The sequence below is a fragment of the Flavobacterium luteum genome (assembly GCF_008806775.1).
Classification (GTDB): Bacteria; Bacteroidota; Bacteroidia; order Flavobacteriales; family Flavobacteriaceae; genus Flavobacterium; species Flavobacterium luteum.
The window spans coordinates 71,367-84,676 of record NZ_WAEM01000004.1 but is presented as its reverse complement, the minus strand read 5'-3'; the positions used below and the strand labels follow the sequence as shown (position 1 = coordinate 84,676).

The following is a 13,310-nucleotide window of genomic DNA, read 5'->3' as shown; positions in this document are numbered from 1 at the left end:
TTAACAAATAATTAGGACTTTTGATTAACTAATTCAAAATAATCAAAAATGAAACTAAAGTTTAATGGATTTTTAACACTTCTTTTAGTGTTATTAGCGCAAATTACGTTTGCGCAAGACAGGACTGTAACTGGTGTTGTTACCGACGGAAGTGGGCTACCAATTCCCGGAGTAAATGTCTTAGTAAAAGGAACGCAAACCGGAACGCAAACCGATTTTGACGGAAAATTTAAAATTGCTGCTAGCCAAGGACAAGTGTTAGTCTTTAGCTTTCTTGGTTTGAAAAAACAAGAAGTCGCAGCTACCTCTACAACCTTAAATGTAAAGATGCAAGATGACTCTGTACAATTAGAAGGTGTAGTTGTTACTGCGCAAGGTATTAAAAGAGAAAAGCGAAGCTTGGGTTATGCGGTAAGCGAAGTGAAATCTAAAGACTTAGAACAACGGCCAGACGGAGACATAGCTAGGGTTTTGAACGGAAAAGCATCGGGAGTGAGTATCATTTCTCAAAACGGCTTATCGGGTTCTGGAACGAATGTAGTGATTAGAGGATTAAAAAGCTTTTCAGGAAGTAACCAAGCATTATTTATAGTAGATGGAGTGCCATTTAGTTCTGATACAAATTCATCAGGGAGACAAGGAGACAGAAATGATTTTGTAAATGGAAACAATGGCTCTAGTCGGTTTTTAGATTTAGACCCAAACAACATTGAAAGCGTAAGTGTTTTAAAAGGTCTGGCAGCTGCAAATTTATATGGTAGTTTAGGTAGAAATGGGGTTATTTTAATAACCACTAAATCTGGTTCTTCTAAAAAATCCAATAAAAAAAGTGAAATATCGGTAGCCTCTTCTTTGTTTATTAATGAAGTAGCTTCAATACCTGATTATCAAAACAAATACGGAGGTGGTTTTGACCAAGCCTTTTCATGGGCTTTTAGTAACTGGGGACCCACTTTTGAAAAAGAAGGTGCTGCAGGCTGGGGAAATAGTGCGGCTTTTGCTCCTGATGGAACTGTAGCTCATCCTTATTCAACTTCAAACATCTCAGAACTCTTTCCTGAACTTGCTGGTGTTAGATATGAATATAAGCCTTACAGTAGTGTTAAAGATTTTTTTAGAAAAGGAGTTATTTCGAATTTATCTGTAAATATTAAAGGAACATCTGATGATGGAAACACTTCATATAACTTAAATTATGGTCATAATGATGATGAAGGATTTACTCCAGGTAATGGTGTTGTAAGAAATACTTTGTCTATGGGTGGTAGAGCCAAACTTTCAAATAAATTTACTATTAATGGAACCCTTAATTATTCAAAAACTGACTTTAAGTCTCCCCCTGTAGCATTAAGCCAAGGTAATGGAGCTACAGGTACTGGATCATCTATCTTTGGTGATTTATGGTTTACACCTAGAAGCGTTAATCTACAAGGGTTTCCATACCAAAGACCCGATGGCGGTAGTGCTTATTACAGACAGGATAATTCAATTCAGAATCCTTATTGGACTCTTAACAATTCAGGGACAACTCAATCAACCAATAGAGCTTATGGTAATTTATCCTTGAATTATGAAATAAATTCTAATTTAAATGTATTATATAGAGCTGGATTAGATAATTATAACGAAGCCAATGTTAGCTTTCAAAACAAAGGGGGTGTAAACACAAATGATGGTTTTGGAACAAGAACACCGTCTGGATTTTATGAGACTTGGAATAATACCAACACCATTTGGGATCATAGTTTAGTTTTAAACGGTAAATATTTGTTTTCTGATAAATTAAATTTAAATTATAATTTAGGAGCTACCTCTAGAAATGAAGTTAATGCAAGTAATGGTGTAGCTAGTGATGGTCAAGTAATATTTGGAGTTTTAAGACATTATAACTTTAGAAATTCTTTACCAATTGAAGGCTATGCCGATAGAAACTTGGTAGGTTTGTATGCTCAAACAGAATTTGAATACGACAATTATTTATATTTAACACTTTCAGGTAGAAATGATTGGGTATCCGATTTTTCTCCTGAAAACAGATCTCAATTTTATCCAAGTGCAAACGTTTCATTTATACCTACTAGCGCATTTGAAAATATTTCTTCTGATAAAGGTCTTAATTTCTTAAAACTTAGATTTGGAGTTGGAACATCAGCAAATTTTGGAGATTTTGGGGGTTATCCAGTTTCGCCAACTTTGACACTAGATGTTAGAGATAATCAAGATGAAGCGGGTACAAATATTATTACAAATGCAATAGGTCAAGTTTTAGGAAACCCAAATTTAAAACCTGAGCTTTTAACAGAGTATGAAGTAGGTTTAGAAACAAAATTTTTTAAAAACAGATTTGGTATTGATTTATCTTTATTTAAAAGAACTACAAAAGACTTAATAGTAAATAGGCCTTTAGATCCTGCTACTGGTTATTTTCAGACTAAAACAAATGTTGGTCAAATAGATGGAAAAGGTTTAGAGTTAGATCTTACTGCGGCAATTATTAATAATGAAGCTAATGGGTTTAATTGGGACACTAATATTAATTTTACAACAAATGATACAGAAGTAATTAATTTAGGATTAGATACTGAAAGAGTAATTTATTCTGGATTTTCAAATTTAGGGAATGTAGCAGAAGTTGGCTATCCTTTAACTTCTATTTTTGGTGGTAAAATACTTAGAGATGAAAACGGTCAGTTTGTTGTTGATGCTGAAGGAAATTATATTGATAGCCCTGTAGATGGTATTATTGGAGATGCTAATCCTGACTGGATAATGAATGTGGGTAATACTTTTACTTATAAAAATTTTAATTTAGGAATTACCGTAAATTACACTAAAGGAGGAGATATTTTATCGAGCACTATATCTACATTGTTAGGTAGAGGTTTAATAGAAGAAACTGTTGATAGAGAACGTACATTTATTTTACCAGGAGTAAATCAACAAGGGCAAACCAATAATGTACAAATTAATAATTCAGATTACTTTTTTAGCAATGTACTTTTCGGACCGAATGAATTACAGATTTATGATGCAACTACTATTAGATTACAAGAAGTTTCATTTGGGTATACCATTCCTTCAAAAATTTTAGAGAAAACCGCATTTAGTTCTGTTTCATTTAATGTTTCTGGAAATAATTTATATTACAGAGCAATAAATACACCTAAAGGTGCTAATTTTGACCCTAATACATCAGGAACTGGTGTAGGAAATGGTGTAGGATTTGATTATTTAAATGGTCCAAGTTCTAGAAAATATGGTTTTTCTGTAAAGGTTTCCTTTTAACAATCTTAAATTTAAAAAAATGAAAAAAAATAAATTATATATTAAACTTATACTAGTTTTAAGTTTATTTATTGGTTCTTCTTGTGAAACACTTGAACTAGACAAATCTAAAGACCCTTTTAGTTTAACACCAGACCAAGCTGATGTGGAATTTTTGTTTAATGGTCTACAAGAGGATTTTGCTAGACAAATAGAAGGTGATGGAGACTATAGTACTGGTGATAATTGGCAATCTGGTGGTGCTACTGCTGGTGATGGTTTATCCTTATTCGGAGGACAACTTACTAGAATGTACGGACTAACTAACTCCGGTGCAGCTACATATAATTCCGCTTTTAATGCGTCAGACTCAGATGATGAATGGCTAAATGTTTATAGTGGTATCTTATTAAACATAAGAGCCATGACACCATTAGCAGAAGCTCAAGATAAAACTCATCATATAGGAATTGCTCAATTTATTGAAGCGTATACTATGACCGCAATGGTAGATTTTTATGGTGATATTCCCTACACCGAAGCCCTTCTAGGAGCCGATAATTTAAATCCTGCTGCTGATTCTGGTGCATCAGTATATGCTGCTTGTATAGCTTTATTAGACAAGGCAATACTTAATTTTAAAAGCACAGCAAAATCAGAACCATCAGATTTGTTTTATAACAATGATTATGAAAAATGGATAAAAGCTGCAAACACTTTAAAAATGAGATTGTATCTTCAAACTAGACTTGTTGATAGTGATGCTATAAATAAGTTTAATACGATTGTAAATTCAGGAGATTATATTAATGACTCTGCGGATGATTTAGTATACAATTGGTTTGGTACAAACACCTCAAATCCAGACAATCGTCATCCTAGATATGGTTTAAATTACACTACTACTGGAGCAGCAGATTATTTATCTAATTGGTTTATGGGCACAATGAATAATTTAAAAGATCCTCGGATTAGATATTATTACTATAGACAAGAATCTGCTGTACCTGGTCAAGAGATAGATCCTAACGAAGCAATATTACCTTGTTCTTTAAATTCAGCACCGGCACATTATATTGCAGGAGGGTTTACTTTTTGCGGACTTAAAAATGGTTATTGGGGTAGGGATCATGGTGATGTAAGTGGTTCTCCCGCTGATGGTTTTAAGAAAACAACTTTTGGGGTATATCCTGCTGGAGGAAAATTTGATGCTGATCAATTTACAGACATTACTCCTACATCTGGAGGGAAAGGAAAAGGTATAACACCTATCCTTTTAGCCTCTTGGGTAGATTTTATGAAAGCTGAAGTCGCTTTAGTTCAAAACAATCCTGCATTAGCAAAAACAGAGATGATAAATGGAATGAATAAATCTATCTCTAAAGTAATCTCTTTCGGACAATTAGACCCAGACTATTCAGATGCAAAAGATGCATTTGAACCATCATCATCTGCTATAACTGACTATATAGATTTTATTAGCAATAGTTGGGAAACAGCAGATAATGCTGGAAAGTGGAATATTTTTGCAGTTCAATATTTTTTTAATGTTTATGGTAATGGTATAGAGTCTTACAATTTTTACAGAAGAACTGGTTATCCAACAAGTTTGCAACCTATGCTTCAACCTACGCCAGGTGGTTTTATGAGATCATTATACTACCCGTCAAATTCTGCTAATAATAATTCTAGCATTACTCAGAAACCAAACCAAACAGTACCTGTTTTTTGGAATACTAATAGTTCACCTATTGCTAACTAATAAAAAAATGAAAATGAAATATATTATAAAAATATTTGTTTTTTGTTTTACTGCACTAATTTTAATTAATTGTAGTAACGACGACAAAATAATTGACGGTGTTTTTGATAATGTTCAAAGTGGAGCAATATTAAGAACGATAAAAGTAAATCAAGCTACCTTTGATTTTAATGACACCTCTTCAAAATGGTCAGTAACCCTTGAAGAGCAAGACGGAACCAATGGAGCGATTTTTTCTGACATTAAGATTTATGCTACACATACTTCTGATGGTGTGGATTCTGAAGAAGTTTTCTTAAAATCAATACCTGCTTCAAGTTTTAAAGTTGAAGGTTTTAATGGTTATCTTAGAGGTGATGTTACTGCTTCGCTTGCTGAAACATTAAGTGCTTTAGGTCTTTCCACAGGAGAATATTTTTCATCAGATAAAATTACGATGAGACTAGAGTTAAATTTAACCGATGGAAGAAAGTTTTCAGTAGACGATAATTCTCCGAGAGTTACCACAGGAAGTTACTATAGATCTCCTTTTGAATATTCTGTTCAGTTTTCATGCCCTTTAGCAGATGCTTCCCTTTTTAATGGAGAATATGAAGTTACAGCTGATGCGTGGCAAGACTATTCGGTTGGAACTAAAATACCTGTAGTTTACGATTCAGCAAATGGTCTATTACAATTTAGAATACTTAATACAGCAAATCCATATGTTATTAATTCACAAACATCTTATATAATTGTCAATATAGACCCAAGTGATGCAAGTGTTACAGTAACATCAAATGAAGATTGGGACTATGGTGGAGGATTTATTACAACAGTAACTGGAAATGGGAGTGTGGGTTCTTGTACAGGCGATATAAATCTAAAATTAAACTTTAGTGGTGCCTCTGATGGAAATGCTTTGTCATTAATAAAAGCTACAAATTAATATTATACATTAAATAATTTCTAAAACCATCCCAAAAATGGGATGGTTTTTTTTATATCTTTTAACCATGGAAAAAGAACATTTAATTTTTGGAATTCGAGCAATAATAGAAGCCATTCAATCAGGGGCAGCAGTTGATAAAGTATTCATTCAAAAAGAAATATCTGGTGAGTTAATGAAGGATTTGATGAAAGTCATGAAACGCGCCAACATAAATTTTTCGTATGTTCCTGTAGAAAAATTAAACCGGCTAACTCCAAATAATCATCAAGGTGCAGTAGCCAGTATTTCTCCTATTGGTTTTATAGAATTAGAACATTTGGTCGATTCTACTTTAGCATCTGGAAAAGCGCCCTTGTTTTTAATTTTAGATCAGATATCTGATGCTAGAAATTTTGGTGCCATTATAAGAACTGCAGAATGTACTGGAGTTAACGGAATTATTGTTCAAAAATCGGGTTCAGCACCCGTAAATGGAGACACAGTAAAAACCTCAGCTGGAGCCGTATTTAATGTACCGATTTGTAAAGTAGAACATATAAAAGACGCACTGTTTTATCTTCAAGGTTCAGGAATAAAAACAGTAGCTGCTACCGAAAAAACAGATCAAAACATTTATGATATTGATTTAAAAGAAGGTATAGCTTTAATAATGGGAAGTGAAGAACGTGGTATTAATCCATCAGTACTTAAAATTGTTGATGAAAAAGCAAAGCTTCCTATGTTTGGTACTATTGGGTCCCTAAATGTATCTGTTGCTTGTGGAGCCTTTTTATATGAAGCAGTAAGACAAAGAAGTTAAAATAAAATTACTCCCTCTTTTTGATAGTATATTTATTTTCAAGAGCATCATACTCTACAAAATATTCTGAAGATGTAGAATCAATACTTATAGGTAATTCCTCTACCATTTTGGGTATTGGTAAGTTGACAAAATTTCCGTTTTCGTCAAATCGTTGCATGAATTTATCTTCTATTGGATTATAATTTGGGGCTTCCCAATCATAACGAATCATTTTTTTGTAATCATTCGTTTTTAAAGTTATTGCAAAAGTAAAACCGGTAATCAATCCCGCTAAGTGTCCTTCCCAAGAAATTCCTTCTTCTATATTAGGAAAAACATACCAAACTAAACTTCCGTAAACCAAAATCACCAATAAAGACAAAGCAACTAATCGGTAATATTTTGTTCGTAATCCTTTAAAAAAAATAAAACTAACCAATACATAAACTAATCCGCTAGCCCCAATGTGGTGGGATTCTCGTCCAATAACCCAAGTTAAAAAGCCAGAGATTAAAATTCCGTAGCCCAATACTCTAAATGTCTGTTCTCTATAAAAGTATCGTAACGCAGCCAGTAGAATTAGCAAAGGAATAGAATTGTTGTATAAATGCTCTACATTTCCGTGAATAAACGGACTGAAAAAAACGCCAAGTAAACCAAAAAAAGTTCTAGGATAAATGCCTAACTCTTCCATATCTAAATTAAATTTAATATTAGCCCAAAAAACGACCCAAAGAAGCAACACAAACAAAAACGGAAGTGCTATTACTGATGGGGTGAATTTAAAATGATTGTCGCTCATTTGCTGTCTTTTGATTTGGAATTATCAACATCAAACACAAATCAAAAATACAACCAAAAAGGTTTTTAATGCTATTTTGTCATATATTAGAAAGTGAAATAAGGATTATACACGACGAGATAATAGACTGAATATGTTTTGAGAGAGCAACTTCAAATAAAAACAGTAATTTTACCAAAACATGTAATGATTTTAGATTAAAAAAATGGAAGCACCTCTTGCCGAACGAATTCGACCACAGCGATTAGAAGATTATATCAGTCAATCGCATTTAGTAGGTCCAAAAGGGTCGTTGACACAACAAATTGAAAAGGGAATTATCCCGTCTTTGATTTTTTGGGGTTCACCTGGCACAGGCAAAACAACCTTAGCACAAATTATAGCTCAAGAATCGAAACGTCCTTTTTATATTTTGAGTGCTATTAATTCAGGCGTAAAGGACATAAGGGATGTTATAGAAAAAGCAAAACAAAGTGGTGGTCTTTTTACAGCTAAGAACCCTATTTTATTTATAGACGAGATCCATCGCTTTAGCAAATCGCAACAAGATTCTTTATTGGCAGCTGTTGAGAAAGGTTGGATTACACTTATTGGAGCCACTACAGAAAATCCTAGTTTTGAAGTGATTCCTGCCCTATTGTCGCGATGTCAGGTCTATATTTTAAATCCGTTTTCTAAAACCGATTTAGAAGCGTTATTAGAGCGAGCTATGACTGTTGACGTTGTTTTGAAAACCAAAAAAATAAATTTGCAAGAATCAGAAGCGCTATTGAGACTTTCTGGTGGTGACGGACGCAAACTATTGAATATTTTTGAATTGGTCGTAAACGCAGCTAATGAAGACGAAATTTTAATTACCAATAATCGTGTTTTAGCATTAGTGCAACAAAACACTGTTCTTTATGATAAAACGGGCGAGCAACATTATGACATTGTATCTGCATTTATAAAATCGATTCGAGGGAGTGATCCAAACGGTGCGGTTTATTGGCTAGCCAGAATGATTGAAGGTGGTGAAGATGTAAAATTTATCGCACGACGGATGCTAATTTTAGCGAGTGAAGATATTAGCAATGCCAATCCAACTGCATTTATTATGGCAAATAATACGTTTCAGGCAGTTGCAACTATTGGTTATCCTGAAAGTCGCATTATCTTGAGTCAATGTGCTATTTACTTAGCTACGTCTCCTAAAAGCAATGCTAGTTATTTAGCCATTAGCAAAGCGCAACAAATTGTGGCGCAAACTGGTGATTTACCTGTTCCAATACATTTGCGAAATGCTCCAACAAAATTAATGAAGGAATTGGGCTATGGTGAAGACTATAAATATGCTCACGATTATCCAAATAATTTTGCTGAACAGGAGTTTTTACCTGACGCAATATCCAATACTCCAATATATAATCCAGGAAATAACACCCGAGAAAACGGAACACGTGAATTTTTAAAAAATCGTTGGAAAGACAAATATGGTTATTAAGTTTAAAACTTAACGTTGATTGTTTCTGAAATTAATGTTGCATTTTGGTAGTATTCAAAAAACCATTGATTTTCTTTATATATTAAAACGCCTTGAATTTGTTCTCTTGTTGCTAAAAAAGTAGTTGGCAATGAAGTTTTAAAAATCTTTAAAATTACTTTGGGGCTTGCATCAATTAACTGAAAACCATTTGAAATAGGTTGAGCAAAAAGCATCTCTTTATTTTCTTGAAATGATTCATTTTTTAGTATTAATTGATTCTTTTGATTTTCTGTATTTGTTAGTACTGGTAACGATTCTTTAGGTGAATATTTGTATTTTAATGTTTCGAATGAAGCAAATGCATCACGAAGTGCCTCATTATAAGCAACTTTAAATTCTTTTTCTCTGCTCTTTCCTTCGGCAGTTGTAAACAGAATATTGTTTTTGCAATCCTTTAAAACAATACTCAGTTTAGTTGTAAAAATACCACTCGATTTTACAACATCAACATATACTTTATTGCAGTTATTGTTAAGAACGTCATCAGGTAACACTTCATTGTCTAGAAAGGCAACGAAGCCATATTTACCCATTAATAATTTTGTTAACGTATTCAATTTGTATTGATCAACTTCATTTAGGAAAATAAATTTTGATGGAACTAAAGCATATTTATACTCATTTACCGATTGCGAAAAAGAGAGGTTTAGAGCTAGAGAAAATAAAATGATAAAAATGCATCTTTTCATGGCTTAAAGGTGTTTTTTTAATTGTAACAAATGATGAACCTGTTTTATATTTTCAGGAATAGTTTTCTTATGTTCATTGAATAATATGGCTTCAAAACCGGAATGAATAGCCCCATAAATATCGGCTTCTAAACAATCTCCAATCATAATACTGCTTTCTTTTTTAGCTTGTGCCTTATCTAGCGCATGCTCGAAAATAATAGGATTTGGCTTCTTAACACCTGCCATTTCTGAATTTGTAATGGTTTGAAAATAATGACTGATATTAGCATTATTTAATTTATTATTTTGAATTTCTGCAAAACCATTTGTAATAATATGTAGCTTATACTTAGGTCTTAAGTACTCTAAAATTTCAATTGTTCCTTCAAAAAGATGGTTATATTTGGGTAAATAATGGATGTACTTATCGGATAATAAATTAATTTTCTCATCTTCTATTTCGTAGGCTATTAAATCGAAAGTATCTTTTAATCTTCCGAATCGCAATTGGATTTGAGTAATTTGTTCCATACGATACATTTCCCAATATTTTAAATTTATTGGAATATAATGTTTGAGAAATTTATCTAAATCAATCTCAATTTGGTAGTTTTTGAAAATAGTTTCAAATGCCAATGCAGAGTTTTTTTCAAAATCCCAAAGCGTATGATCTAAATCAAAAAAAACATCAGTAATAATCGTTTTCAAAGTGGAATTATTTTATTTTAAATATGTTAATTTTCAAAGAATACCTTCATCGGCAAAACTAAAGTAATTATTTTCAGTAACTATCAAATGGTCTAAGATTTTTATATCGAGGCTTTCTCCAGCTAGCTTTAATTTTCGAGTAATTTGCTTGTCAGCATCACTAGGTTTTAATGCTCCTGACGGATGATTGTGGCATAGAATAATACTGACGGCACCCATTTCTAAAACCATTTTGAATACCAAACGAACATCTACAAGTGTTCCTGTAATTCCGCCTTTACTTAACTGTGATTTTGAAAGTACTTTATTAGAATTATTTAAATAGATAATCCAAAATTCTTCATGAGACAATTCACCAATAATAGGCTGCATCAATTCAAATATTGATTTGCTGGAAGTAATTTTTTGCAACTCTAAAGCTTCTTCAGCTCGTCGTCTTCGTCCTAATTCCATTGAAGCAAGAATAGAAATTGCTTTGGCCTCTCCTATTCCCTTAAAAGTCATAAGTTGCTGAATAGACAATTTTCCTAAAGCATTTAAATTATTATCTATACTTGAAAGAATTCGTTTACTTAATTGAACCGCGCTTTCGTTACGACTTCCTGAACCAATTAAAATAGCAATCAATTCAGCATCGCTCAACGCTTGTTTGCCTTTGAGCATAAGCTTTTCTCGAGGCTTATCGTCTTCGTTCCAATTTGTTATAGGAAATGATCCGCTTTCAGACATTGCTGACTTATTTAAAATAATTATTAACTAGTGATTAACGCTTTTACCTCATCAAAATTTAATCCGCCATAATTTCCTGAACTCATCAATAAAAGTGCAGAATTTTCAAAATTGATATTGAAAAGATAATCTTTAAAGTCTTTTGGATTGGTGTAAATAATTAAATCTTCACGATTAAATGCTTTGGCAATTTGGTCATAAGTCACCTCGTCTAGTTGTTTAATTTTGACTGCATCAGGAGAATAAAACACAACTGCAACATCTGCATACTCCAATGCTCCTTGGTATTCTTTAAGGAATTCTGCATTTAAACTGCTATAGGTATGTAATTCTAAACAAGCCACTAACGTTCGGTTTGGATGTTGTTCTTTTACCGCTTTTGTAGTGGCGGCAACTTTACTTGGCGAATGCGCAAAATCTTTATACGCAACTTTGGTTTTGCTTTCGGCAATTTTCTCTAAACGTTTAGAAGCTCCTTTAAAAGTAGCTATTGCTTCGTAAAAATCAGCTTCATCAACACCCATATTTTGGCAAATCCATTTGGCACCCGCTAGATTATTCAAATTATGTGCTCCAAAAACTTCTATTGGCATATCACCTTCTGGAGTTGCTAATAAGGTTATTCCATCATTTACTTTATATTTTGGTGTTGAATACGGTAATTTCCGTATCGGATTTGTTGCGGCTTCTGCTACTCTTTTTACCTCAGAATCATCCTCATTATACACTAAAATTCCTCCGTTAGTAATTTTACTAATGAAAACCTCAAACTGTTCAACATAGAATTCATAAGTCGGAAAAACGTTAATATGGTCCCAAGCAATTCCAGAAATTAAAGCAATATTGGGTTGGTATAAATGAAATTTAGGCCGTCTGTCTATGGGTGAAGACAAATATTCATCGCCTTCCAAAACAATAAAATCATTTTCTTCAGTGAGATGTACCATAGTATCAAACCCTTCTAGTTGAGCTCCTACCATATAATCGACATTGATGTTATGAAAATGCATCACATGCAAAATCATTGACGTGATTGTCGTTTTACCGTGTGAACCACCTATAACTACTCGTGTTTTATTTTTGGATTGTTCGTATAAAAACTCGGGATAGGAAAAAATTTTCAACCCCAGTTCTTGGGCTTTTAATAATTCTGGGTTATCTGATTTGGCATGCATTCCTAGAATAACTGCTTGTATATCTTCAGTAATTTTTTCCGGAAACCAGCCCATCTCTTCTGGCAATAACCCTTTATTATTTAATCGTGATTTTGAGGGTTCAAAAATAGCATCATCGCTTCCTGTTACTTGATATCCTTTGTTGTGTAATGCAAGAGCTAAATTGTGCATGGCAGCTCCGCCAATAGCTATAAAATGTGTACGCATTTTTATTTTTTTTATTGTGTTATAAATCAACCTTTTATTTTCTCATATTCTACTAAAACTTGTTTTGCTTTTTCTGGTTGATTCATTTTATTTTTATATAAATTGGCTAATTTTTCATAACAAAGTTTAGATTTCCCGATTTCGATGGCTAGTTTATATTGTTTTATAGCCTCTTGATACCTTTCAAAATATTCAGAAATATAGCCTTTAGAAAGATAACCATCAACTGGAGAAATGGCTGCTAACTCATTGGAATACCGCTTCGCTTTTGCTTCGCTTCCCCCTACAATGCCTGGTAATTGTAAATACAATTCTATCAATGCCCATCGGGCTTCTATGTGCTTTGGATTTAATTGTATTGCTTTTTCGAATGAAGATTTTACTTCTCCAATCATTCCCAATGCTTTAAATTTATTACTTTCTTTGGCTTTCATCCCTAATGCACCACCATATTTATAATGATAGTTCGCTACAGAAGGTTTTAGATTTTTTATTTTTTCATAATAAAAGATAGTCTTATCCCAGTTTTTTATACTTCCCTGAATATCCCCTAAATATTCTAACGCTTTTATATGATTGGGGCTTTCTTTTACAACATTTTCGAAAAGTAATTTTGCTTGAGAAATTTGCCCTTTCTCATAGCATTTTTCAGCTTTATCAAAATCAGATTGAGCCATGACAAAAATTGGAAATAAAAGAAAAACAAGTATAAAATATTTCATTCTAAAAAATTGAAAATCAAAAGTAATGAAATT

Annotated in this window: 11 protein-coding genes; 5 read left to right on the top strand and 6 right to left on the bottom strand. The window is 32.8% G+C overall.

Annotation, left to right across the window (positions count from 1 at the left end; genetic code table 11):
- Window positions 1-48 precede the first annotated feature (48 nt).
- The 4 genes from F6464_RS09450 (at window position 49) to rlmB (ending at window position 6,756) form a co-directional block, all read left to right on the top strand.
- Window positions 49-3,285, top strand: coding sequence for a SusC/RagA family TonB-linked outer membrane protein (locus F6464_RS09450; RefSeq protein WP_151107568.1), 3,237 nt, complete (start codon window positions 49-51; stop codon window positions 3,283-3,285).
- A 19-nt stretch (window positions 3,286-3,304) separates the two neighbouring features.
- On the top strand, window positions 3,305-5,026 hold the full coding sequence (locus F6464_RS09445) for a SusD/RagB family nutrient-binding outer membrane lipoprotein (protein WP_151107567.1): 1,722 nt from the start codon (window positions 3,305-3,307) through the stop codon (window positions 5,024-5,026).
- A 13-nt stretch (window positions 5,027-5,039) separates the two neighbouring features.
- Window positions 5,040-5,954: a hypothetical protein gene (locus F6464_RS09440; RefSeq protein WP_151107566.1), complete on the top strand. Its 915-nt coding sequence runs from the start codon at window positions 5,040-5,042 to the stop codon at window positions 5,952-5,954.
- A 67-nt stretch (window positions 5,955-6,021) separates the two neighbouring features.
- Window positions 6,022-6,756, top strand: a complete 735-nt coding sequence (rlmB, locus tag F6464_RS09435) for a 23S rRNA (guanosine(2251)-2'-O)-methyltransferase RlmB (RefSeq protein WP_151107565.1) — start codon at window positions 6,022-6,024, stop codon at window positions 6,754-6,756.
- Window positions 6,757-6,763: 7 nt separating this feature from the next.
- On the opposite strand, the gene F6464_RS09430 is transcribed toward rlmB, so the two are convergent.
- A complete protein-coding gene (locus F6464_RS09430) occupies window positions 6,764-7,540 on the bottom strand; it encodes a rhomboid family intramembrane serine protease (RefSeq protein WP_151107564.1) in 777 nt (258 codons plus the stop codon).
- 205 nt (window positions 7,541-7,745) lie between these two features.
- Here F6464_RS09430 and F6464_RS09425 point away from each other — a divergent pair, with 205 nt between their 5' ends.
- On the top strand, window positions 7,746-9,023 hold the full coding sequence (locus F6464_RS09425) for a replication-associated recombination protein A (RefSeq protein WP_151107563.1): 1,278 nt from the start codon (window positions 7,746-7,748) through the stop codon (window positions 9,021-9,023).
- A gap of 2 nt (window positions 9,024-9,025) precedes the next feature.
- Here F6464_RS09425 and F6464_RS09420 read toward each other — a convergent pair whose 3' ends face one another.
- The 5 genes from F6464_RS09420 to F6464_RS09400 are packed head-to-tail and all read right to left on the bottom strand — an operon-like array spanning window position 9,026 to window position 13,277.
- On the bottom strand, window positions 9,026-9,754 hold the full coding sequence (locus tag F6464_RS09420) for a hypothetical protein (protein ID WP_151107562.1): 729 nt from the start codon (window positions 9,752-9,754) through the stop codon (window positions 9,026-9,028).
- Window positions 9,755-9,757: 3 nt separating this feature from the next.
- Window positions 9,758-10,444 carry a YjjG family noncanonical pyrimidine nucleotidase gene (locus F6464_RS09415; RefSeq protein ID WP_151107561.1) on the bottom strand — a complete coding sequence of 229 codons (687 nt, stop codon included), beginning with the start codon at window positions 10,442-10,444 and terminating at the stop codon, window positions 9,758-9,760.
- Window positions 10,445-10,477: 33 nt separating this feature from the next.
- Window positions 10,478-11,173 (bottom strand): RadC family protein, encoded by a 696-nt coding sequence (gene radC, locus F6464_RS09410; protein ID WP_151107560.1) that lies wholly within the window; start codon window positions 11,171-11,173, stop codon window positions 10,478-10,480.
- A gap of 23 nt (window positions 11,174-11,196) precedes the next feature.
- The gene (locus F6464_RS09405) at window positions 11,197-12,555 is read right to left on the bottom strand and encodes a UDP-N-acetylmuramate--L-alanine ligase (RefSeq protein WP_151107559.1); all 1,359 of its coding nucleotides are present in this window, start codon (window positions 12,553-12,555) and stop codon (window positions 11,197-11,199) included.
- A 26-nt stretch (window positions 12,556-12,581) separates the two neighbouring features.
- Window positions 12,582-13,277 (bottom strand): tetratricopeptide repeat protein, encoded by a 696-nt coding sequence (locus F6464_RS09400; protein ID WP_151107558.1) that lies wholly within the window; start codon window positions 13,275-13,277, stop codon window positions 12,582-12,584.
- Window positions 13,278-13,310: the final 33 nt, after the last annotated feature.